Source organism: Clostridium sp. NSJ-49 (assembly GCF_014287725.1).
GTDB lineage: Bacteria > Bacillota > Clostridia > Clostridiales > Clostridiaceae > Clostridium > Clostridium disporicum_B.
Map to the genome: position 1 here is coordinate 31,468 of NZ_JACOOP010000024.1, position 23,807 is coordinate 55,274.

20 protein-coding genes are annotated in these 23,807 nt (G+C 27.8%); 19 read left to right on the forward strand and 1 reads right to left on the reverse strand.

Features of this window, described 5'->3' with window-relative positions; translation table 11 throughout:
• The first annotated feature begins 103 nt into the window (after window positions 1-103).
• The 9 genes from hcp (H8S10_RS09935) to phnE (H8S10_RS09975) all read left to right on the forward strand — a co-directional run bounded on the left by hcp (H8S10_RS09935) (window position 104) and on the right by phnE (H8S10_RS09975) (window position 8,803).
• Window positions 104-1,777 (forward strand): hydroxylamine reductase, encoded by a 1,674-nt coding sequence (gene hcp, locus H8S10_RS09935; protein WP_186838762.1) that lies wholly within the window; start codon window positions 104-106, stop codon window positions 1,775-1,777.
• Window positions 1,778-2,137: 360 nt separating this feature from the next.
• Window positions 2,138-2,695 carry a hemerythrin domain-containing protein gene (locus tag H8S10_RS09940; protein ID WP_186838763.1) on the forward strand — a complete coding sequence of 186 codons (558 nt, stop codon included), beginning with the start codon at window positions 2,138-2,140 and terminating at the stop codon, window positions 2,693-2,695.
• Window positions 2,696-2,698: 3 nt separating this feature from the next.
• The gene (locus H8S10_RS09945) at window positions 2,699-3,013 is read left to right on the forward strand and encodes a cupin domain-containing protein (protein WP_055263888.1); all 315 of its coding nucleotides are present in this window, start codon (window positions 2,699-2,701) and stop codon (window positions 3,011-3,013) included.
• 14 nt (window positions 3,014-3,027) lie between these two features.
• A complete protein-coding gene (locus H8S10_RS09950; protein WP_055263886.1) occupies window positions 3,028-3,213 on the forward strand; it encodes a DUF1858 domain-containing protein in 186 nt (61 codons plus the stop codon).
• Between the two features lie 94 nt (window positions 3,214-3,307).
• Window positions 3,308-5,029, forward strand: a complete 1,722-nt coding sequence (gene hcp, locus H8S10_RS09955) for a hydroxylamine reductase (protein ID WP_055263884.1) — start codon at window positions 3,308-3,310, stop codon at window positions 5,027-5,029.
• A gap of 256 nt (window positions 5,030-5,285) precedes the next feature.
• Complete coding sequence (locus H8S10_RS09960; RefSeq protein ID WP_055263882.1) at window positions 5,286-6,296, forward strand: PhnD/SsuA/transferrin family substrate-binding protein; 1,011 nt, start codon at window positions 5,286-5,288, stop codon at window positions 6,294-6,296.
• Window positions 6,297-6,401: 105 nt separating this feature from the next.
• The gene (gene phnC, locus H8S10_RS09965) at window positions 6,402-7,166 is read left to right on the forward strand and encodes a phosphonate ABC transporter ATP-binding protein (protein WP_055263880.1); all 765 of its coding nucleotides are present in this window, start codon (window positions 6,402-6,404) and stop codon (window positions 7,164-7,166) included.
• A 4-nt stretch (window positions 7,167-7,170) separates the two neighbouring features.
• The gene (gene phnE, locus H8S10_RS09970; protein ID WP_186838764.1) at window positions 7,171-7,995 is read left to right on the forward strand and encodes a phosphonate ABC transporter, permease protein PhnE; all 825 of its coding nucleotides are present in this window, start codon (window positions 7,171-7,173) and stop codon (window positions 7,993-7,995) included.
• Window position 7,996: 1 nt separating this feature from the next.
• Window positions 7,997-8,803: a phosphonate ABC transporter, permease protein PhnE gene (gene phnE, locus H8S10_RS09975; RefSeq protein ID WP_186838765.1), complete on the forward strand. Its 807-nt coding sequence runs from the start codon at window positions 7,997-7,999 to the stop codon at window positions 8,801-8,803.
• Between the two features lie 97 nt (window positions 8,804-8,900).
• Here the strand turns inward: phnE (H8S10_RS09975) and H8S10_RS09980 are convergent, their stop codons facing one another.
• On the reverse strand, window positions 8,901-10,418 hold the full coding sequence (locus tag H8S10_RS09980) for a bifunctional UDP-sugar hydrolase/5'-nucleotidase (RefSeq protein WP_207731869.1): 1,518 nt from the start codon (window positions 10,416-10,418) through the stop codon (window positions 8,901-8,903).
• A 392-nt stretch (window positions 10,419-10,810) separates the two neighbouring features.
• Between H8S10_RS09980 and H8S10_RS09985 the strand changes: the two genes are divergently transcribed.
• The 10 genes from H8S10_RS09985 to fliB all read left to right on the forward strand — a co-directional run bounded on the left by H8S10_RS09985 (window position 10,811) and on the right by fliB (window position 23,549).
• Entirely contained in the window at window positions 10,811-12,439 is a 1,629-nt protein-coding gene (locus tag H8S10_RS09985) for an alpha-glucosidase (protein ID WP_186838766.1), read from the forward strand.
• Between the two features lie 189 nt (window positions 12,440-12,628).
• Complete coding sequence (locus tag H8S10_RS09990; RefSeq protein WP_055263872.1) at window positions 12,629-13,300, forward strand: Crp/Fnr family transcriptional regulator; 672 nt, start codon at window positions 12,629-12,631, stop codon at window positions 13,298-13,300.
• A 39-nt stretch (window positions 13,301-13,339) separates the two neighbouring features.
• Window positions 13,340-14,473 (forward strand): deaminase domain-containing protein, encoded by a 1,134-nt coding sequence (locus H8S10_RS09995; protein ID WP_186838767.1) that lies wholly within the window; start codon window positions 13,340-13,342, stop codon window positions 14,471-14,473.
• Between the two features lie 216 nt (window positions 14,474-14,689).
• Window positions 14,690-15,052 (forward strand): BlaI/MecI/CopY family transcriptional regulator, encoded by a 363-nt coding sequence (locus H8S10_RS10000; protein WP_186838768.1) that lies wholly within the window; start codon window positions 14,690-14,692, stop codon window positions 15,050-15,052.
• A 2-nt stretch (window positions 15,053-15,054) separates the two neighbouring features.
• On the forward strand, window positions 15,055-15,510 hold the full coding sequence (locus tag H8S10_RS10005; RefSeq protein ID WP_186838769.1) for a M56 family metallopeptidase: 456 nt from the start codon (window positions 15,055-15,057) through the stop codon (window positions 15,508-15,510).
• 49 nt (window positions 15,511-15,559) lie between these two features.
• Window positions 15,560-16,471, forward strand: coding sequence for an AraC family transcriptional regulator (locus H8S10_RS10010; RefSeq protein ID WP_186838770.1), 912 nt, complete (start codon window positions 15,560-15,562; stop codon window positions 16,469-16,471).
• A gap of 106 nt (window positions 16,472-16,577) precedes the next feature.
• Window positions 16,578-17,684 carry an alpha/beta hydrolase gene (locus tag H8S10_RS10015; RefSeq protein ID WP_186838771.1) on the forward strand — a complete coding sequence of 369 codons (1,107 nt, stop codon included), beginning with the start codon at window positions 16,578-16,580 and terminating at the stop codon, window positions 17,682-17,684.
• A 20-nt stretch (window positions 17,685-17,704) separates the two neighbouring features.
• On the forward strand, window positions 17,705-18,556 hold the full coding sequence (locus H8S10_RS10020; RefSeq protein ID WP_186838772.1) for a phosphatase PAP2 family protein: 852 nt from the start codon (window positions 17,705-17,707) through the stop codon (window positions 18,554-18,556).
• A 300-nt stretch (window positions 18,557-18,856) separates the two neighbouring features.
• The gene (locus H8S10_RS10025) at window positions 18,857-22,096 is read left to right on the forward strand and encodes a two-component regulator propeller domain-containing protein (protein WP_186838773.1); all 3,240 of its coding nucleotides are present in this window, start codon (window positions 18,857-18,859) and stop codon (window positions 22,094-22,096) included.
• A 241-nt stretch (window positions 22,097-22,337) separates the two neighbouring features.
• A complete protein-coding gene (gene fliB, locus H8S10_RS10030) occupies window positions 22,338-23,549 on the forward strand; it encodes a flagellin lysine-N-methylase (protein WP_186838774.1) in 1,212 nt (403 codons plus the stop codon).
• The last annotated feature ends 258 nt before the right edge of the window (window positions 23,550-23,807 follow it).

Here is a 23,807-nt window from a genome sequence, read left to right on the forward strand (position 1 = left end):
TTCGATATTTCATAAAAAGTTTGAAGCATATTATTTTAGCAATAATATTTTAAGAAGTTTAGGGAATTATATTTATAGAAAATATTAATCGGAGGTATAAGCTATGGAAAATAATATGGCATTAGAATATCCAATGTTTTGTTATCAATGTGAGCAAACTGCAGGGGGAAAGGGTTGCACCAAATTAGGTGTATGTGGTAAGACACCAGAAGTTGCAGCACTACAAGACTTGCTTATATATCAAATAAAAGGGATAAGCTGTTATGCAAAAGAAATAGTTGAAAAAGGTGAGAATGTAGATAAGGATATAGTGAGCTTTGTTGAAAATGCATTATTTACAACTTTAACAAATGTAAACTTTGATGCAGATGTTCATGTTGAAATGTTGAAGGAATCTCAAAAAATAAAAGAAAGATTAAGAAAACAAGTAGGGAAAATAAAGAATGATACAGAGCATGCTACATATAATTTAAGCAATACTAAAGCAGAAATGCTGGATGATGCAAAAAAAGCTGGTATAATGTATGATCAAGATTTAGACCCTGATATTCGTTCATTAAGACAAACTATAGTTTATGGATTAAAAGGAATAAGCGCTTATGGACATCAAGCAAGAGAGCTTGGATATTATGATGATCAAGTTGATAATTTTTATATAAGAGCACTTGAAGCTACAACAGATGATACTTTAGATGTAGAAGAATTAATAAGATGGACTATGAGAACTGGAGATATGAGTGTAGCAGTAATGAAAAAATTAGATGAAGCAAATACAACAGTTTATGAGAATCCATCACCTCATAAAGTAAATGTACATATTAAAAAAGGACCTTTTATTATAGTATCAGGACATGATTTAAAAGACCTTGAAATGTTATTAGAGCAAACTGAAGGAAAAGGAATTAATATTTATACTCATGGAGAAATGATACCTAGTCATGGATATCCAGGACTTAAGAAATATTCTCATCTTGTAGGAAATTTTGGTGGTGCTTGGCAAGATCAACAAAAAGAATTTGATGATATACCAGGATGTATACTTATGACTACAAATTGTCTTATGAGACCAAGAGAAACATATAAGGATAGAATTTTTACTACAAGCGTAGTAGGTTGGGACGGAGTTAAACATATAGGAAAAAATAAAGATGGTAAGAAAGACTTTACTGAAATCATAAATAAAGCCCTAGAGCTTGGGGGATTTAAAGAAGATCAAGAACCACACGAAATATTAGTAGGTTTTGGACATCATGCAACATTGAGTAATGCAGAAACTATAGTTAATGCAGTTAAGGATGGTAAGGTAAGACATTTCTTCTTAATTGGTGGATGTGATGGAGCAAGACCAGGAAGAAATTATTATACAGAATTCGCAAAGAAGGTTCCAGATGACTGCATTATACTTACTTTAGCTTGTGGAAAATACAGATTCAATAAGTTAGACTTTGGAGAAGTTGCAGGACTTCCAAGACTTTTAGATGTAGGTCAATGTAATGATGCATATTCAGCAGTTAGAATTGCAACAGCTCTTGCTGATGCATTTGGTACTGATGTTAATGGGTTACCATTATCAATAATATTATCTTGGTATGAACAAAAAGCAGTAGCAGATTTATTAGCTTTATTATCACTTGGAATAAAGGGAATGTACTTAGGTCCAACACTTCCAGCATTCTTAAGTCCAAATGTACTTCAATATTTAGTAGATACCTTTGATTTAAGATTGATAAGTACTCCTGATGATGACTTGAAAACTTGTTTAAAACAAGAAGTTTAATTTAAGCAATAAGTTAAATTGATTTGAGGAAAATAATTATAGCAGTATGGGAGCGAGAATGTTTCTTGCAGTTAGTTAAAATTAAATAAGTTTTAGTTTATTCTAATAATAAAGAGATAAATAAGATACATCTGATTACAATTGGATGTATCTTATTTTATTTAGATATAATAAAATTAAAATGTATAAATAAAATAAATATTTTTAATTTTAGTAACAGTTGTTACAGAACTTAAATACAAATTGATATATCATATGAAATGTAGTCGCTAGTAAATTAAAAAATGATTTTCAAGTTAAGATAAAAAGTTATTTAGCAGTTAATATAAATATTAAAAATAGAGAAGGTGAAGAATTAATATGAAAGCTATATTAATAATGAATGAAGAGCATAAGAATATTAGCCGTATGCTTAAGGTAGTAAGAGCATGTTGTTCTAGAGTTTTAAAAGGTGAAGATATTAATTATGATGATTTTGATAAAATATTAGAATTTATAGTAGAGTATGCAGATAAGCACCATCATAAGAAAGAGGAAGATATACTTTTTGATAAGATGGTTAAGCATTTAGGAGGAACTGCAGAAAAAGTAGTTAAGACTGGGATGCTTGTAGAGCATGATTTAGGAAGGCTTTATATCAAGGATTTAAATAGAGCATTAGAAAAGGTTAAAGATGGAGATGAAGATGCAAAGCTAGACCTTATTGCAAATGCTATTTCATATACTCATCTTTTAGAGAGACATATTGATAAAGAGGACAGAGTTATTTATAAATATGCTGAAAGAGAATTAGACATAAATATTTTAGAATTAGTTAATAAAGAATGTAATGATTTTGAAGATAAAAATAATTATGTTAAAGAAAAATGCTTATCTATATTAGAAGAGTTAGAAAAAAAGTATATTATGGAGGGCTAAGATATGAAAAAATTAAATCTTAATAGAATAGAAGCTAATAGAGAAATAGTAACAGAAAATGATAGATTTAAAACTGTATATTTTAAGTTTGATGAAGGTAAGGGATTACCTAACCATAAGCATAACGGATTTGCAACAATACAAGTTATTAGTGGAGAAGTTGATATGGAGTTTGCTAATGGTGAGAGAATTGAATTAAAAGTTGGTGATTTTTTACCTTTTGATGCAAGAATAGAACACAATGTTGTAGCTAAAGAAGTAAGTAAAGTATTAGTAACAATAGCAAAAGCACCAATGATTAAGAATTTAAAAAGATAAGGAGTGAATTGATAATGATAAATAAAGATATGACAATAGGTGAAATTTTAGATATAAATTTTAAGGCAGCAGATGTTTTAATGGGATTTGGTATGGGGTGCTTAGGATGCCCATCAGCAAGAGTTGAATCATTAGAACAAGCTTGTAGCATTCATGGATTAAATTTAGAAGAAGTATTAGAAAAATTAAATAATTTATAAAATTTAAAATGCGTAACAAATGTTACTGAAAATTATCAAAATAAAATGTAAAATGTGCATGTAAAATAAATATTTAAACTTTGGAGGAATAAAGATGGAAAATAAGATGTTTTGCTTTCAATGTCAAGAAACAGCAGGATGTACTGGATGTACTCAATTTGGAGTGTGTGGTAAATCACCTGATTTAGCTAGAATGCAAGATTTATTGATATATACAACTAAAGGATTATCAGAGGTAACTACGAGATTAAGAGCTGAAGGTAAGAAAATAGATGGACAAGTTAACCATTTAATAACTATAAATTTATTTACAACTATAACTAATGCAAACTTTGATGATGAAGTTTTCTATGAGAGAGTTAAAGAAACTTTAAGAACTAAAGAAGAGTTATTAGCTACTTTAGAAAATAAAACTAATTTATCAGAAGCTGCATTATGGAATGCAACTTCAAACAAAGAAATTGATAACAAGGTAGGAATACTTTCTAAGATTAAAAATGCTGTATTAGGAAGTGGAACAGAAGAAGTAAATATAGATAAGATATTTGATGAGAAATCAATTACTGTAGGTGTACTTGCAACTAAAGATGAAGATATAAGAAGCTTAAGAGAACTTATCATATATGGACTAAAAGGTATGTCTGCATATATGAAACATGCGAATGCTTTAGGATATGATAGTGAAGATATAAATGCATTTATGCAGTCAACTTTAGCTAAAACTTTAGATGATTCATTAAGCATAGACGAGCTTATAGCTTTAACTTTAGAAACTGGTAAGGTTGGAGTAGACGGTATGGCTCTATTAGATTCGGCTAATACTGGAACTTATGGACATCCAGAAATAACTAAGGTTAATATCGGTGTAAGAAATAATCCAGGAATACTTGTATCAGGACATGATTTAAAAGATTTAGAATTATTATTAAAGCAAACTGAAGGTACAGGAGTTGATGTATATACTCACTCAGAAATGTTACCAGCTCACTACTATCCAGCATTTAAGAAGTATTCACACTTTGCAGGAAACTATGGAAATGCATGGTGGAAACAAAAAGAAGAGTTTGAAAGCTTTAACGGACCAATCCTTATGACTACTAACTGTATAGTACCACCAAAGGATAGCTATAAGGATAGATTATATACAACTGGAGCAGCAGGATTTGCAGGTGTTAAGCATATTAAGGGAGAAAGTGAAGATAATAAAGATTTCTCAGAAATAATTGAACAAGCTAAGAAGTGTAAAGCTCCAACAGAAATTGAAAGAGGAGAAATAATCGGTGGATTCGCTCACAACCAAGTATTTGCATTAGCAGACCAAGTTGTTGAAGCTGTTAAAACTGGAGCTATAAAGAAATTCTTCGTTATGGCTGGATGTGACGGAAGAGCTAAGTCAAGAAACTACTATACTGATTTTGCAAAAGCATTACCAAAAGATACAGTAATCTTAACTGCAGGATGTGCAAAATATAAGTATAATAAATTAGATTTAGGAGATATAAACGGAATTCCAAGAGTATTAGATGCAGGACAATGTAACGATTCATACTCATTAGCTTTAATTGCGTTAAAATTAAAAGAAGTATTTGAATTACAAGATATAAATGAATTACCAATAGCATTTAATATTGCATGGTATGAACAAAAAGCTGTAATAGTATTATTATCACTATTATACTTAGGAGTAAAGAATATTCACTTAGGACCAACTTTACCAGCGTTCCTTTCACCAAATGTAGCTAAAGTACTTGTTGAAAACTTTGGAATCGGTGGAATAACAAATGTTGAAGATGATTTAAAAATGTTTTTAGAATAAATTATACTTCGAATTTTACGTTTTGGTAGGAAAATTTTCATATCAGATTTAAGGATATTTAATTATATTGTAAAAAAAGAAGTCATCTTAAGGATGGCTTCTTTTTGTATGAATTATTAAGTATTTATTTTATCTTTACTAGAAATAGTATAACATAAAGGTTAAAATTTTGTAAAAAAACAATAAAATAGTGGAAAATTCATCGAATTATGCTATAATAATGCTGAAAAAATTAGACAGCATGAGGAGAAGCAAAATGAAAAAATTATTTGCATTACTTACAGTATTAGTATTAAGTATGTCAATGTTAATTGGGTGTGGTTCAAGTGAAGCATCTAATGACGAATTAGTTGTATACTTTGTACCATCAAGAAATCCTGAAGAAATCCAAACAGCTACAGCACCTTTATCAGAAATGTTAAAGACAGAATTAGCTGGATTAGGATATGAATTTAATAATGTTAAAATTGTAGTTGGGACAAGCTTTGAGGCAGTTGGAGAAGCTTTATCATCAGGAACAGCTCAAGTTGGATTTATACCAGGTGGGACTTATGTATTATATGATGATGGTGTAGATGTTGCATTAACAGCAACTAGATTTGGTTTAAGCCATGATTCAGAGAACGCTGCAGATTGGAATACAGCTCCAACAGAAAATACAGATGAGCAAGTAACTTATTATAGAGCACTAGTAATTGCTGGACCAAGTGAAAAAGGTCAAGAATTAGCTGCTAAAATAAATAATGGTGAAGAGTTAACTTTAGAAGATATTCAAAGTGCTACATGGGGAGTTTCATCAAATACAACTTCACCAGCAGGATACATATATCCAAGCTTATGGCTACAAGATAACTTTGGTATATCAATAACTGATTTACAAAGTAAGGTAGCATTAGATAATTACACTACAGCATTCACTCAATTAGCAAGCGGACAAATTGACGTAATGGTAACATACGCAGATGCTCGTTTAGACAATGTTGAAAAATGGACTTCTGATTTTGGAAGAACAGCTTCAATCTGGGAAGAAACAAACATAATAGGTGTAACTGATGGGATATATAACGATACTATATCAGTAACTAAAGATGCTTCAATGACTCCTGAATTAAAGGAAGCTATACAACAAGCTTTCATTAATATCGGTAACACAGAAGAAGGTCAAGAAATTATTTCTATTTATAGTCATAAAGGTTATCAAATAGCTGATGATGCTAACTATGATGGAGAAAGAGCTGCGCAAGAATTAATTAAATCTATGCAGTAATAATTAATAAAAATGAGTTCATGCTAGCATGAACTCATTTTGTGTATAAAGAGCAAACAAGAAAAATATTCATAAATATCATGAAAATGGGAAAGAGGGAAACTAGTGATTAAGTTTGATAAGGTAAATAAATTTTATCCAAATGGATTACATGCATTAAAAAATATATCGCTTGAAATAAATCAAGGTGAATTTGTGGCAATAATAGGTTTATCAGGAGCTGGTAAGTCAACATTATTAAGAACAATTAATAGAATGCATGATATTAGTGAAGGATCATTAACTGTAAATGGACAAGAAGTAAATGATTTAAAAGGAAAAGAATTAAGAAAATTTAGACGTAAGGTTGGAATGGTTTTCCAATCATTTAACTTGGTAACTAGAACTACAGTAATAAATAACGTATTAACTTCAAGAGTGCCAGATATGCCATTATGGAAATCTATTATAGGATTATACTCTAAGGAGGATAAGGTTATAGCATTAGAAGCTTTAGACAAAGTTGGTATACTAGATAAATCTTATGTTAGAGCAGATCAACTTTCTGGGGGACAGCAACAAAGAGTAGCTTTAGCTAGAACATTAGCGCAAAAACCTGAAATAATTCTTGCAGATGAACCAGTTGCAGCTCTAGACCCTATAACTGCAACACAAGTTATGGATGATTTTAAAAAGATTAATAAAGAATTAAATATGTCAGTATTAATTAATATCCATCATGTAGATTTAGCATTAAAATATGCAGACAGAGTTATTGGAATAAAAGCAGGGGAAATAGTATATGATGGACCAGCGAAAGATGTTGATAGTGAAATCTTAAAACAAATATACGGCCGTGAGTTAGCTGAAGATGAAGTAATGGGGGCTTAAAAGCATGTTAGAAAAGATTAAAAGTATATTTAAGCCTAAAAAAATAGTTTTAAATAATGGGAAAGAAATGCAACCTCCAACACCAATAGCACCTTTTGTGATAATTGGACTAGTAATAGCTTTAATTATTGCAGGTGATGTAACTGGATTTAAGTTTGAAACTATAGTTAAGAGGGGAAATGAATTTTTTGTAATCTTAAAAGATATGTTCCCACCAGATTTTAGTTATATAAAGTCAGTTATTCCTCCTTTAGTGGAAACTGTTAAAATTTCTGTTTTAGGATCGATGATTGGTAGTTTTATAGCAATCCCATTTGCGATGATGTGTTCTGTAAACATTAATAAATCTAAGATAGTTTTAAATTTAGTCAGAGTTATAATGAGTATTACAAGAACATTACCAACATTAATTATTGCTTTAATATCAACTTATATATTTGGTTTAGGTACTTTTGCTGGTACTGTAGCTATATCAATTTTTACATTTGGTATTGTTACTAAAATGTTATATGAAAAAATAGAAACTGTTGATATGGGACCTTTTGAAGCTATGGAAGCAGTGGGAGCAACAAGAGTTAAAGCTTTTGTTGGTTCAATAATGCCTCAAATAATGCCATCATACTTATCAATTTGCCTTTATAGTTTAGAAATAAACGTTAGAGCAGCTGCAATACTTGGATATGTAGGTGCTGGTGGTATTGGTCTTATTTTAAATGAAAAGATTGGATGGAGAGAATATGATAAGGTAGGGATGATCCTTGTTATGTTATTCATTACAGTTGTAATTATAGAAAATGGAAGTAAATACATAAGAGAAAGGTTAGGGTAATATGGAGTTAACAGTTAAAAAACAATTAGAAAAACAACCAAATATGTGGATACACAAAGCCCTAACTGTATTATTTGTTGTACTTGTAATAGTATGGGCTTCTAAGGGAATAGCTTTTAGTGGAATAAAGGGAAATGGTATTGAAATTGCTAAAAATGTAGTTTCAGGTATATTACACCCTGATATGGAGATGTTACTTGATTTTAAGGCAGGGGTTCCAGCTTTATTATTAGAAACTGTTTGTATAGCGCTAATTGGTACATTAATAGGAACAATATTAGCAATACCATTAGCTTTTATATCAGCTAGTAATTTAATGCCTAAGTGGATAAGTAAAATAGGATTATTTACTATAGCAGCACTTAGAACATTCCCAGCATTTGTTTATGGATTAATGTTTATTCGTGTAACTGGGCCTGGTGCATTTGCAGGTGTTCTTACAGTATCAGTTATATCTATTGGAATGATATCTAAGCTATTTATTGAATCAATTGAAGATTTAGATATAAAAATTTTAGAATCTTTAGATGCTGCAGGATGTAATACTTTTGAGAAAATCAGATATGGTATACTTCCACAATTATTCACTGATTTCATATCTACAGCTATATATAGATTTGAAATAAATATAAAAGATGCCTCTGTATTAGGATTAGTTGGAGCTGGAGGTATAGGTGCACCATTAATATTTGCAATGAATGCATTTAACTGGGATGAAGTTGGAGCTATTCTTTGTGGATTAGTAATTTTAGTATTAATAGTAGAGATACTTTCAACTAAGATAAGAACTAAGCTTACTAGAGGATAAGTAAGTTAAAAATTAAAGATAAAGAGTTAAAAATTAGTACGAAATAATAAATTTAATATTTGTTATTTATACAATTTTTAACTCTTTTTACTTTTAACTAAATAATAGTTTTTAAATATGTAGATTTATGTACCTTTACGTTTGAATTACTTTTGAAGTAGTTAATAATTACTTCAGGCATTTCAACTAAGATTTCTTTAAGTACGGTACAGTTTTGATAGAAATCATATCCACCAGCACCACTTGCTCTATAGTTATTCATAACTAAGCTAAGTACTTGTCCATCTGATAATTCTTGTCCTTTATATTTAATAGAAGTAACTCTATTATTTATTTCTTTATTTAAATCAAAAGTATACTCAATATTTGCAAAGTAATCATAGTTATAATGCTCAACTTTTGGCTTAAGGAAGCTTTCTGATATTGTTACACAACCATTATTATTATCAAAATAACTAGCAGATCTCTCTAATGCTGATTTTAGAATATCTCTATTTACTTCAAGAATAACTAATGTATTTGGGTAAGGATAAGTTGACATAATATCTCTTACGGTAACATTTTTATCAAAACCTTTTATCACATTTGCAAAAGATGTACATGATATATCTGCATTACTAGTTTCAAGTTGAATTTGATTTATAAAGTTAGCTAAGGCACATCCGTTTAAAGCCATATGTAACTGATCCGTAGGTTGTAGTTCTGTATCTAAGAAACCTACAGGTGTATCTAGCCACTCTTGAACTTTATTTTCTAAAGATAAGAATTTTTCGTACATATCTTTATTTGGATTAAGAGTTACAGCTTCTAATGATGATGTAATTTTAGTTATATTATTATCATCTATAGTAAGATTTAACTTTAAGAATTTACTTCCATTATGAGGAGTTTGAGCTATATGAGTACCATGAAGATTCATATTAGCTATAGACATATGTTGATGTCCAGTAAGAAGGATATCAAAATCAAACTCAGCACAAATTTTGTAAGCAATGTTTTCTTTTGTATTACTTAATTTTTTATGAGAGTCTAAATCATTTTCAAAACCACCATGATAAATACCTATAGTTAAATCACACTGTTTTTTCACAACATCAAAATATTCTTTTACTGAGTCAAAAGTATCTGTAATATTTATGCCTTTTATATTTTCAGGACGCTCCCATCTATTTATAAAGTCAGTAGTAAATCCAATTATACCTACTTTTAATCCATTTTCCATAGTTTTAATTTTGTATGGAAGTATAGGTAGGTTTCCTGTTTCATCTACTACATTGGCACAAAGACATGTAGCATTTAAATTGCTTAAATAGTTTTTTAAGTAATCTAAACCATAATTAAAATCGTGGTTACCTAAAGTTATAAAGTCATATCCACCTTCATTCATAATAGAAGCTATTGGATGTACTTCAAACTCTGTGTTACTTAAATAATTTGTAAATGGTGAGCCTTGTATAGTATCTCCACCATCAATTATTAGAGTGTTCCCATCTTTATCGAACTGATTAATAATATTTAATAATCCAATGTTTTTTTTAGATTTTTCAATGTAATCTGTTGGATAAATATAACCGTGAAGGTCAGATGTAAAATAAATCTTTAATTCTTTTATCATAAGTACCTCTTTTAAAGTAAATTTATAATTTATAAGCATATAAATTATATCATATCTTTAATGATTAGTGGATAAAGAAAAGGATTAATAAAATATAAGAATAGGTATTAATAATAACAGGATATATATGATGGAATAATAGAAACTTTAGATTATTCTTATAAGGAAGAAGGTATTTATATTGACGATAATAATATAGATATAATAATAGCAACATGTGCATAAGATATATCTGTTCAAGCATAGGCTACAGAATTTTTGATTAGTAGTATTAGAAAATATATAAAAAATAGACTTTATTAAAAAAACATAATATAATTTTATTGTAGATAAATATTAATATTTTCTATATTTAATAAATTAAGGATGTTAATTAATGAGAGGTGGAAGTTATGGAGAGAAAATGGTGGCATAGTTCAGTGGTATATCAAATATATCCAAGAAGCTTTAATGATAGCAATGGTGATGGGATAGGAGATATAAATGGAATAATAGAAAAGCTAGATTATCTTAAGGAATTAGGCATAGATGTAATATGGCTTAGTCCAGTATATAAATATCCAAATGATGATAATGGATATGATATAAGTGATTATTGTGATATCATGGATGAATTTGGAACTATAGAAGATATGGACAGGCTTTTAAATGAAGCTAAGGAAAGAAATATTAAGATTGTGATGGATTTAGTTGTTAACCATACATCTGATGAACATAAATGGTTTATAGAAGCTAAAAAATCTAAAGATAATGAATATAGAGATTATTATATTTGGAGAGATCCTGTTAATGATAAAGAACCAAATGATTTAGGCTCAACTTTCAGCGGTAGTGCATGGCAATATGATGAAGAGTCAGGGCAATATTACTTACATTTATTTAGTAAAAAGCAACCTGATTTAAATTGGGAAAATGAAAATGTTAGAAAAGAAGTTTATGATATGATGAATTTCTGGATTGATAAAGGTATTGGTGGATTTAGAATGGACGTTATTGACCTTATCGGTAAGGTGCCTGATGATATGATTACTGGTAACGGTCCCAAGCTTCATGAATACTTACAAGAGATGAATAAGGCAGCTTTAGAGGGAAATGATTTATTAACTGTTGGAGAGACTTGGGGAGCAACTCCAGAAGTAGCTAAGCTTTATTCAAACCCTGAAAGAAAAGAATTAAGTATGGTATTCCAATTTGAACATATAGGATTAGATCAAATTGAAGGTAAGGATAAATGGGATGTTAAACCTTTAGATTTATTAGAACTTAAAAGGGTATTATCTAAGTGGCAAACAGAACTTGAAGGTGAAGGATGGAATAGTTTATTCTGGAATAACCATGACCTTCCAAGAATAGTTTCAAGATGGGGAAATGATAAAGAGTATAGAGTAGAAAGTGCTAAGATGCTTGCAACTATTCTTCATGGAATGGAGGGAACACCATATATTTATCAAGGTGAAGAGATTGGAATGACAAATATAAGACTTGAAAATATTGATGAATATAATGATATAGAAACATTAAATATGTATAAGGATAGAATTTCAAAGGGATATAGTCACGAAGAAATAATGAATTCCATATACATTAAAGGAAGAGATAATGCTAGAACTCCAATGCAATGGGATGATTCAGAAAATGCAGGATTTACAACAGGAAAACCATGGCTTGCAGTTAATAAAAATTATAAAGAAATAAATGTGAAAAAAGCATTAGAAGATAAAAATTCAATATTCTATCATTATAAAAAACTGATAGAAATAAGAAAGAATAATGATACTATTATCTATGGAGATTATAAATTAGTATGTCCAGAAGATAAAAATATTTTTGCTTATATAAGAGAGTTAAATGGAGATAAAATATTAGTAGTTTGTAATTTCTATTGCGATACAGTTAATTTTAAATTTAATGATGATTTTAATTTTGCAGAAATTTTATTAAGTAACTATGATGATTCTAGTACACTTCTTGAAAATTTAACTTTAAGACCATATGAAGCTATAATGTATAGATTAAAATAATAATAAAGCTCTATTAGACTAAGTTGTTTAATGGAGCTTTATTATTTTTAACAATCATTGTAATATTGGAAATAATTAAATATAGATTATTACATTGCATGATTAGAAATTTATGATTAAAATATAGAGAAGCAATTAATATAGATAAGATATTAGATTATTTAAAATAAAATATATTTGGAGTTTATTATGAAGAATAAATTAAGTAATAACTTTCTTTTTAAAGGAGTAAGTGATGAGGAGATAGAAAGTATTTTCTCGTATATAAAATACTCAGAAACTAGCTATAATAAGGGACAAATATTATTTCAAGAGGGAGATATTTGTGAAAATATTGGAATAATAGAGGAAGGCCTAATTCAATTAGAAAGAATTTATTCAAGTGGAAAAAGTATAGTTTTAGCTAAATTATCAGAAGGAGATGTTTTTGGGGAAGCACTTGTTATATCGAGCAAATCTTTATATCCAGCTACAGTTATTGCAAAAAGTGATTGTAAGATTATTTTTATAAATAGAAAAGAAATATTAAAATTATGTTCTAAAAGTGAAAAAATTTTAGAAAATTTTATTACTCTTTTAAGCGATAAAGTAATTATGTTAAATAAAAAGGTAAAAAGCACTTCATTAAAGTCTATTAACCATAAAGTAGTTGATTATATTTTAGAAAAGAGTAGCATAGCAAATTCTAATATTATTATGTTGAATGAAAGTAAGGAAGATATAGCTGCTTACCTAGGTATACCTAGACCTTCGTTATCTAGAGAGTTGATAAACTTAAGAGATGAAGCTATTATTGATTTTGATAGAAAAAGTATAACTATTTTAAATTATAACAAGTTAGAAGAAAAGTTGTTTGATTAAAAGCTTGTAGTTTAACTAATCAAAAGATAAGAGGTAAATATGAGAGAAGATAATATAACTTTAAATAAAAGAAAAAAAGTAAGAATAGATATATGTACAATAAGAGATTTTAAAGAAGCTTCTCTAAAAGAAGGTTATAGACTAAAGGAAATAGAAGATAATAACTTAAAAAAAGAAATTATAGATGTATTTAATGTAGATGAAAAAGTAGCTGATAAATTATATAGTTTTATTAAAGATGAAGAACATACCTTTAGAGCTGATAACATAAATAGTTTTATTGATTATATTGAGAAAATAGTATTATTTGAAGATAATCATAAAAAATTATGTAGACAAATAAAAGGAATAAAGAGATTACATATAGATAGGGAAGAATATGAAAGAGAGCCATCTATTCAAGATGATGTAGATGAAATTATAAATATTATTGAAACTTTAAAATCTAAAATATCTAGTGTTATTGATAAGAGTGGAATAGATAAAATAGATAACATCGAAAAAGAACTAAGTAAATATTATGTTTATGCTAAAGATATTGAGTTATTAAAAAGAATGATATCAAATAAAAATGATAAAATATTTGAAAATTATAATGTACAAAAAAGAGTTAAAACATTATCCATAGATATTCCAAAAGAACTTAATAAAGATTATATTAAAGCAACAAAAGGAACAGTAGAATATCATCAACATTTAAATAATAATATACCTAGAATGGAAAGGTTAATAAAAAATTTAAATAAATATATGAAATCCCATGAAAGTGAAATAAAATCTTTTAAGATAGACCAAAGTGAAGCACTTCAAGATACTATAAATATTGCTATAGCTTCATTTAATGGTAAAGAGTTTAAGGCTATAAGTGGTAAAAATAATATAAGAGGTTATTGCAGTGCACCTTATTTAGGAAAAGCTGCTTTTGAAGCTTGTAAGGTTAATAAATTAGGTAAGTTAGGAGTAGGATATAAAAGAGTTAATGATAGTGAAAAAAAGATATTTGAAGAAATACATAAGCAAATTTCAGGTGGAGAATTAAAGGATAATGGTGAACTTATATTGTATAGTAAATGGGAACCGTGTCCAAGCTGTTACTATGTAATTAGTCAGTTTTGTGAAATGCATCCTAATATAAATGTAAAAGTTAAATATCACAAGAAATATGGTGAGTAAGTATATACCTGTGGCATAAAGATATTAAAATATCTGCTACAGGTATATTTATTTTGCAATTTTAGCTGAACTTGTTTATATCAAGTATAATTAAGTTTTAATGGTTTAAATTTGAAATAATAAAAAATGTAAAAGGAATATATTTACAATTAAGTCTATCAGTGATAGAGTAAACCATATAAGGTCTATTATCGATAGACTAAGGAGGGGAATGGGATGAAAGAGTATAAGTTAGCAGAAGGAGAAATGAAGTTTACAGAGATTATATGGGATAATGAGCCTATAAAATCCGGTGATCTTGTAGCTTTATGTGAAGAGAAATTTAATTGGAAAAAATCCACTACATATACTGTACTTAAAAAACTATGTTTAAGAGGGATATTAGAAAATAATAATTCAATAGTTACTTCACTTGTATCAAAAGATGAATATTTTAAATATAAAAGTGAGGAATTTGTTGAGGATACATTTGGTGGATCTTTACCTAAGTTTTTAGCTGCATTTATGGGAAATAAAAAGTTAAGTAAGAAACAAGCTGATGAATTAAAAGAGTTGATTGATAAATATGAGGAGGAATAATTATGGATAAATTGTTCTTAACAGTTCTAAAAATGAGTATAACCTCTTCCTATGTAATCTTATTTGTATGGCTTTCGTTTATATTAATGTCAAAGGATATGGAAATGTCATGTGATGAGACGGTAGTAAAAGAATTGGGAAGTAAAATAAAAAAAGAGTATTCTATGTCTCTATTATTATTTGCAACTGACAAGAATAAAGTAGGTATAGCCCCTATAGCATTTGGAGAAGGTGAGGTTAAGAGCAGAGTGAAAAATGTTCTTAACTATAAGAAACCAAGCTTTTGGGGAGTTTTAGTATCGGTAATAGCATTAATTACTGTAGCTATAGGGCTTATGTTTAATCCAATAAATAATGAGGAAAGTAATAAATATTTAGAAGATAATAATTTAAAAGGAATATCTTTATTAGAGAGAGGATATGATGAACCTGATAAGGTGATTCATTTAACAAATTAAATAAATAGTAGCAATATTAGATGGTATTAGTCAAAAAGGGGAGAATATTATGAATGGTGTTACATATGAAAAGGTTAATTTAAACCCTAATATACCGGCTATGTTAGGATATTGGGGAAAGGAAAATATTGATGCGAAAAGTGCTTTTTATATAGGTCCCCATTGGCATAGGAGTATAGAGATTACATTTTTAACAGAAGGGCAAGTAGAAGGGGTTATTAACGGTAGAAGTATTAAAGTTAATTGTGGAGATTTTATTTTTGTAAATAGCGGAGATGTACATGAGATAGAAAAAAAGCAAGGAAAATTATGTGGTGGAATCATTTTAGTTTTATCTTATGACTTTATAAAAAGCGTATATCCTAATATTGATAATATTAAATTTGATATTTATAAGAAAAGTAATAGCAAAAAAAGATTAGTAGATATTTTTTTGACTATTAAAGATATATATTTGAATCCAAAAGAATTAGATTATATTAAGATTAATTCATATATTTATGAAATATTATATATTTTATTATCTGATTTTACAGTTGAAGATGATAATTCTAACTTAGAAAATTATTTTAAATATAGAGATAAACAAAAGGAAATTTTAATGTATATAGGTGAAAATTACAGAGAAGAATTATCGTTAGATAAAATTTCTAAACAATTCTATATGAGTAGTGAATATTTTTCAAGGAAATTTCATGAGTGGTTTGGAGTTACGTATAAAATATATTTAGCCAATTATAGACTTTCAAAAGCTTATGAAGATTTAATTAATAGCGATGATAATATTCAGGATATAGCACTTACACATGGCTTTTTAAATGTAAAATCATTTATAAATATATTTAAAGAAAAATACAATATGACTCCATCAAAATATCGTCAATTAATAAATTGTCAAGAAACAGCTGAAAAGTGGACAAGAAATTACAACAATAAATTAATTAAAAATGATAATATCTAATTAATAAATTAAACGCACAGATTTGAATATAAGCAAAATGTGCGTTTAAATTTTATTAGTTATGTAAAGGTTTTATTAAAATCAGTAATGGGTAAGGAGAGGAAAAATGAGTAGAAAATATTCACAAGATTTATTAAATAAGATAGTGGAAAGGCAAGAATTGATAAATATAAAAGGAGTAGAAGTTTTAGTTAAGAATTTACCAGATAGTGATGAAAAAGGTGCTATGGATCCACGTCTTTATAAAGATATGAAAAAGCAAATGACAATAATGAGATTTATGCCTAAAAGCATGACAAAGATGGATACATCAGCAAAAGGGATTGAAAAGTTAAGAAAGATGTTTGGAGAAATTAAGAGTATTCCAATAGTTGAAAAAAAGATAGATATTATAAATAAAACTGTTAAAGCTCATGATGGATATGAGGTACCAGTACGTATTTATAAGTCTGAGACTATTAAAGAAAATGCACCTATTTTATATTATATTCATGGAGGCGGATTCTTTGGAGGATCACCAGATGTTGTTGAAGAACTTGTAAAACTAATAGTTGAGAAAACAGACATATTGGCTTTTTCAGTAGATTACAGATTAGCTCCAGAAAATCCATATCCAATAGGGCATACTGACTGTTACTCTGTACTAAAATGGATTTATGAAAATGCAGAAGGATTTGGCGGAGATAAAAATAATATATTTGTAGCAGGAGATAGCGCTGGAGGAAATCTGACTCAATACTGTACAACAAGAGATATGGAAGATAACTTAGGAATGGTAAAAGGTCAGCTATTACTTTATCCTACAGTAAATATGGCTGGTATTGAAGATGAGTATTTTAAATGGAGTATGGATGAATATGAAATGGTTCCAAAGCACAGAGCAGGACTTGAAATGATGTTAGATATGTTTGGGGGTATGACTGGAGGATTAGAAGATATATTGGGTACAAATGATGTTAAGAATGAATATTTGACTCCATATATAAGAGAAGCAAAGGGGCTACCGCCTACCTTTATTACTGTTGGAGAACATGATTATTTAAAGGTTGAATGTTTAGCTTATGCAGCAAAGCTTACTAAAGCTGGAGTTGATACAACAACTGTATTATACAAAGGTTTTGGACATGCTTATGGAGATAATATAGGGGTATATCCACAAAGTGAAGATTGTGCTATAGAAATGGGGAAATTTATTTTAAAGTATTCAAAATAAATATATGAGGGTATGAATGTATGAGAAAAACTTATAAATATACGTTATTAGTTATTAGTGTTTTATTAGTAATATTTGCTTTTACTGATTTACAGATTTCAAATGCAATCTATAATTCTAATAGTAGTTTTGGGATGATATTTGAAGCTATTGGAGAATTCCCAGCTGCAGTTATAGCAACATTTTACACAGTTAGTTTAATGTTAACTAGAAATAAAGAAAAGTCAGTAAAATATAATTTAAGAACAGGTGGATATATTATATTATTGCTCCTATTTGCACTGATGGCAGCTATGCTACCAGTAAAATATTTTAATGGACCTACAGTGCTTATTCCTATAATTGCTACTTTATATATAGTTATTTCTTATATAATTGCTAAAAAGTATTCCTCTACTAATAGAGAGGAATTACGTAACGCAGCAATTGTAGGCATATTGACTTTTGTATTTGTTGTTATAACTTTTAATTTAGTTAAAATGGGATGGGGAAGAGAACGATATAGGCATATGATTGCAACAGGCTCTTTTGAAGGTTTCTCTCTTTGGTTTACTCCACAGAAGTTAACAACAGATAATGAATTTATGTCATTTCCATCAGGACATAGTGCAAATGCAGCTATTATGATTTGGATTACATTAATTCCAACATTTATTACATCTTTAAGAGAAAAGAAAAATTGGTTTATAGGTTTTTCTTTATTATGGATATTAGTAGTTCCAATAAGTAGAATAATGGTAGGAGCTCATTTTGCATCAGATGTTACAATGGGAGTAACAATAACTTTAATAATATTTGCTATTTTGGAAAGCAGATATATTAAAAAAGAGGATATAAAATGTGAGGAAAACATTGGTAGGGTAAATACTTGATATAAGTAAAACATTAGAAGATAGTGATTGTATTATAGATGAATAGAAAGAACTATATAAAAACTACTTATTATATAAGGAGATTTAAATATAGTTCTTTATTTATTCTTAAAATTAAAGTGAATAAGCTTACATAAAAAGCTTATTCAATATTAAAATAGTTAAAAATGGAACTTGATAACAGAATCATATTATATATTAATATAATAATACTATGAATTTATTTGAAAATTATCACTATAATATTGACGAAAAAAGGAATTTTTTGCTAAAATATTGATTTAATTATTCGGGGGGAAAATGAGTAAAAAGAGAAAATATATAATATTTTTACTATTTTTATTTATTATAGTACTCGGAGGTAATCAAATCGTATACTCCGATGATAAAGTTATATATGATAATGAAATAGTAAAAAATGATGCTGTTAATTTTCAATCGTTAACAGTAAAAGATGGGATTTCCAATGATTATATAACAAAAATTTTACAAGATTCTAGAGGATATATGTGGATTGGGACGGCAGATGGATTAAATAGATATGATGGAAGTGGAGTCCGAATCTATAATTATTCCTATGAAGATGAAAAGAGCTTAAATTCAACATATATAACAGCTTTAGCTGAAGATTCTAATGGTAATATATGGGTTGGAACTGGTGGTGGTTTAAGTATAATAAATATGAAAACTAACGAAGTCACCAGAATAGGAAATAATTATAATAGTGATTATTCGATATCAAACTATCACGTGACCGCTATATTTAAGGATAATAATAATACAATGTGGGTTGGAACTTCTGATGGGCTTAATATGTATGATGAGCAAACAGGGAAATTTAGAAAGTATTATGCAGAAGAGGGTAATAGTAACTCTTTAACTAATAGCTATATTACAGATATTAAAGAGTTTAAAGATGGTAATATAGTAGTAGCTACTAAAAGTGGAGCAACATACATAGATATTAATACATTTGAAATTAATCAAATGAAAGATATTCATGAAAATAATAAATATATATATAGTATAGATTTTGATAACGATTATAAAACTTGGTATTCAACAAAAAGTGGGATTTATTATATTAATGATAATAAGATACAGAGCGTTTATTTTGATGTAGATATAGGAGAAAGAATTAATACAGATATCAGCTATATATTATGTGATTCACAGGAAAATATATGGTTTGCAAGCTCAAATGGATCAATAAAGCATGAACAAAAAGATCATATAACTAAAGTTTATAAAACTGATAAAGAAGTATCCAATAGTTTATTAAGTAATTATATAACTTATGTATATGAGGATAGGAATGGAGTTATTTGGATAGGGACAGATAACGGAGTGAGTATATTAAATAATACTCAACAATTTAATAAAAAATATAATTATTTATTACATAACCTAGGTATTTCTGAAAGCAGTGTTACATCAATATTAGAAGATAGTCATGGAGATATATGGGTAGGAACTAAATATAATGGAGTATTTTGTTTTAACGAAGAAACAAATGAGACCATAAGATATGTTCATGATGATACAATGGAGCAATCTTTAAGCAGTAATTCTATAAACCATTTACATGAGGTAGAACCCGGTAAAATTATGCTTTCTACAGATGAGTCTGTGGATGTGATATTAAAAGAAGATGGGACTATACAAAACATTAATAAAAATCGCTTAGGAGAAGCGGCTAATAAAAATTATTTGAAATTCTATTATGATGGACAATCTACATGGGTTGGAAGCAATGAAGGTTTTTATATACATAAAAATGGTGGAAATCTTGCAAAAAGTTATAATAGTCACTTTGAGGAATATGGCTTATCTAATTATAGGGTAATTGATATCTTTCAGGATGAAGAAGATGAAAATATATTATGGTTAGCTGGTGGTAGATATACAGGGTTAATCAAGTTTCATAAAGAAGAAGGGATAATTAAGAATTATACAAGTGATGATAATAATAATGACTTAACTTATGATACTATAAACTGTATTCAAGGTGATGGTAATGGTAACTTGTGGATAGGTACCAATGCCGGTTTAAATAAATTTAATATAGAAACAGAAACATTTACTAATTATTCTAAAAAAGATGGACTTGCAAATGATTATATAAACTCTTTATTAATTGATGATGAAGGAAACTTATGGATTGGAACTAATAATGGTTTAAGTAAGTTTAACATAAAAAAACAAAAGTTTACGAATTACTCTGAAGCAGATGGTTTACAAGGAACTCTTTTTAATAGGGGAGCAGCCTATAAGACAAAGAGTGGTAAAATGTTTTTTGGTACAAATAAAGGTATTATTTCATTTAATCCAAGTGAAATAAAAGAAGAAATATATAATGAAGATAAGGTTGTATTAGGTAATATTAGAGTAAATAATCAATTAATAGATTATGATGATAATGAGATTATCAAACTTAATCATAATGAGAATAATATAGAGATTAAATATTTTTTACCTGACTATGGTAGAATAGGTGGAGTTTCATATACCTACATGCTTGAAGGGGTTGATAGTGACTGGCAATATCCTGAAAATAGAAATAATGCTATTTATACTTTGTTATCGCCAGGGAATTATACATTTAAGGTTAGGGGCATAAAGAGTAATGGAGATATAACTGAAGAAACTTCTCTTAACTTTATTGTAAAAAGTCCTATATGGAGAACTAAAACTGCATTTATACTTTATTTTATTATAATAGTTGCTATAGTTATTTATGTTAGAAATCATGTTAAAATATTAAAAGCGATAGTTGATAGGCAGACTAAGGAAATAAATGCTCAGATGGAAACAAATAGGAAGTTATATGAAAGAAACATTAAAAATGAGAAGTTTAAAAATGATTACTTTGTAAATCTTTCTCATGAGTTAAGAACACCAATTAATATTATTATAGCAACAGTACAGCTAGTACGGACATTAGTTGGAAAAGATAATTTATATAATGAAAATAGAGAAAAATATCTGAATATTATTACGAAGAGTTCTAATAATTTATTGGGAATTATAAATGATATTATAGACAGTTCAAAGATAGAATCAGGTGCATATAAGATAAAAAAACAAGAAGGTATTGATATCGTATATTTAGTTGAGGAAACTGCACTAGGAATGAGTAGTTTGATAAATGAAAAGGGAATTGAACTAATTGTAGACCCTGATATTGAAGAGAAAATAATATGTTGTGATCCTAATGAAATAGAGAGATGTATTATTAACCTTATAGGAAATGCTGTTAAATTTACTGAAGAGGGTGGAGAAATCAGAGTATTTATTAAAGATTATGGTGATTTAGTAAGTATTTCAGTAGAAGACACGGGACTAGGAATATCATTAGAAGACCAGAAGTTTATATTTAATAGATTTGAGCAAGGGAAAAATATGAATTCAACTCAGGTAAGTAGTAGTGGTATAGGGTTAACATTAGTTAAATATATAGTGGAGCTACATAACGGAAAGGTTACGTTAGAAAGTGAATTAAATAAAGGAAGTAAATTTACAATAATATTACCAGTTTAATGTTTCATATATAATTTAGATTATATAAATATATATTAATTAAAAGAGATTACCTAAAAACTTTATAGGTAATCTCTTTAGTATATATTTAGAAAATCTTTGAGTACGAATTACTTAATAATATGAAATTAAATTTTGACAAGGTATAGTCATTAAATTAAGTATACTTATTAAATATAGATTTTAATTTTTAATTATAGTAAAATGAGCCTATACTTAATTGTTAGAAGAGGAATGAACTATGGGGAAGAAAGTTAAAAGTATATATCCAGAATATTATAATGAGTTTAAATGTATAGGTGGTTCTTGTGAGGATAGCTGTTGTATTGGATGGGATATAGATATCGATAAGGTTACATTTAGAAAATATTATAAAGTACAAGATTTAGAGATGAAAAGAATGTTTCAAAAAAATGTACATAATAATGAAGAAAGTTTTAGTGATGATGTAGATTATGGAAAGGTAAAATTAAAGGATGATAAAAGATGTCCTTTTTTAGATTGTAATAATTATTGTGTAATACATTCAAAACTTGGGGAAGATTATCTTTCAAATGTTTGTACATGTTTTCCAAGGATAACAAACTTAGTTGATGGATGTTATGAAAGATCCCTTGATGTTGCTTGTCCTGAAGCTGCAAGAATTTTATTATTGAATGAAGAGGGAATTAAATTTAAAGAAAGCGAAGAGGAGATAGGTAAACATATATTATCAAACCAAGTTGATACTAAATCTAAAGAATTAAGCAATTCACTTGCAAAGTACTTTAAAGAGATAAGGAAAGTCTGTATTAAAATAATTCAAAATAGAAAATTAGAATTAACTGAAAGACTTTTCGTATTAGGTGAATTTATCAATAATTTAGAAGATGAAAGTGAAAGTAATTTTAATAACATAGAAAAGTTTATTAATAACTATGATATAAACAGAACTCAAGGTTTTTATGAAAAAAATAGTTTGTATTTTATGCTTCAAATAGATTTCTTTAAGAAGATGGTATCTTTATTAAATATAGATAAGGAAGTAGATAGTGATTTGTTTAAGAAATATACAAAGCAAATTATAGATTCGTTTAATTTGAATAGAGAAGATGCTGATAATAGAACATATATAGAGGTTTTTGAAGAATATAATAAAGAATTTCTTGATAAGTATACATATATTTTTGAAAATTATTTAGTTAATTTTATTTATAATAATATGTTTCCGTTTAATGAAAGAGAGTCTATTTTTGATGGATATATTATGTTATTAATGAGATATTCCTTTATTAGGTTTTATCTAGTTGGAAAATATATAAAGGAAAGAAATGATTCTAAAGAGGAAATAGTTAGGTTTATTCAAGTATTCTCTAAAACTATTGAGCATCATAGAAGTTATTTAACTAAATCTATAAGGTATATAAAAGAAAAAGAATTTGATAATATAGAGTTTGCTAAAACACTTTTATAAAGTAATTTATGTATATATAAGATGTTTAGCATTCTAAAAATAGATTAATTGTGTGTTTTAATGTGGGGCTGTCTCTGAAATGATTTTTAAAATCATTTCAGTAGACGGTCTTTTTATTTTTTATTCATATATTTATATGAAATTATTTCTAAATGAACAAGTTTTTTGACACGACAAATAGGAGGTTATAAACCTCCTATTCTCTGTAAAAATATACCTTTACGCTATTTTCTTTTCATGCAATAATATACCATTTCT

What these genes read in the sequence shown, in the direction of transcription:
- hcp (WP_186838762.1), top strand. Translation starts at nt 104, where the DNA reads ATGGAAAATAATATGGCATTAGAATATCCAATGTTTTGTTATCAATGT.
- H8S10_RS09940 (WP_186838763.1), top strand. Translation starts at nt 2,138, where the DNA reads ATGAAAGCTATATTAATAATGAATGAAGAGCATAAGAATATTAGCCGT.
- H8S10_RS09945 (WP_055263888.1), top strand. Translation starts at nt 2,699, where the DNA reads ATGAAAAAATTAAATCTTAATAGAATAGAAGCTAATAGAGAAATAGTA.
- H8S10_RS09950 (WP_055263886.1), top strand. Translation starts at nt 3,028, where the DNA reads ATGATAAATAAAGATATGACAATAGGTGAAATTTTAGATATAAATTTT.
- hcp (WP_055263884.1), top strand. Translation starts at nt 3,308, where the DNA reads ATGGAAAATAAGATGTTTTGCTTTCAATGTCAAGAAACAGCAGGATGT.
- H8S10_RS09960 (WP_055263882.1), top strand. Translation starts at nt 5,286, where the DNA reads ATGAAAAAATTATTTGCATTACTTACAGTATTAGTATTAAGTATGTCA.
- phnE (WP_186838764.1), top strand. Translation starts at nt 7,171, where the DNA reads ATGTTAGAAAAGATTAAAAGTATATTTAAGCCTAAAAAAATAGTTTTA.
- phnE (WP_186838765.1), top strand. Translation starts at nt 7,997, where the DNA reads ATGGAGTTAACAGTTAAAAAACAATTAGAAAAACAACCAAATATGTGG.
- H8S10_RS09980 (WP_207731869.1), bottom strand. Translation starts at nt 10,418, where the DNA reads ATGATAAAAGAATTAAAGATTTATTTTACATCTGACCTTCACGGTTAT.
- H8S10_RS09985 (WP_186838766.1), top strand. Translation starts at nt 10,811, where the DNA reads ATGGAGAGAAAATGGTGGCATAGTTCAGTGGTATATCAAATATATCCA.
- H8S10_RS09990 (WP_055263872.1), top strand. Translation starts at nt 12,629, where the DNA reads ATGAAGAATAAATTAAGTAATAACTTTCTTTTTAAAGGAGTAAGTGAT.
- H8S10_RS09995 (WP_186838767.1), top strand. Translation starts at nt 13,340, where the DNA reads ATGAGAGAAGATAATATAACTTTAAATAAAAGAAAAAAAGTAAGAATA.
- H8S10_RS10000 (WP_186838768.1), top strand. Translation starts at nt 14,690, where the DNA reads ATGAAAGAGTATAAGTTAGCAGAAGGAGAAATGAAGTTTACAGAGATT.
- H8S10_RS10005 (WP_186838769.1), top strand. Translation starts at nt 15,055, where the DNA reads ATGGATAAATTGTTCTTAACAGTTCTAAAAATGAGTATAACCTCTTCC.
- H8S10_RS10010 (WP_186838770.1), top strand. Translation starts at nt 15,560, where the DNA reads ATGAATGGTGTTACATATGAAAAGGTTAATTTAAACCCTAATATACCG.
- H8S10_RS10015 (WP_186838771.1), top strand. Translation starts at nt 16,578, where the DNA reads ATGAGTAGAAAATATTCACAAGATTTATTAAATAAGATAGTGGAAAGG.
- H8S10_RS10020 (WP_186838772.1), top strand. Translation starts at nt 17,705, where the DNA reads ATGAGAAAAACTTATAAATATACGTTATTAGTTATTAGTGTTTTATTA.
- H8S10_RS10025 (WP_186838773.1), top strand. Translation starts at nt 18,857, where the DNA reads ATGAGTAAAAAGAGAAAATATATAATATTTTTACTATTTTTATTTATT.
- fliB (WP_186838774.1), top strand. Translation starts at nt 22,338, where the DNA reads ATGGGGAAGAAAGTTAAAAGTATATATCCAGAATATTATAATGAGTTT.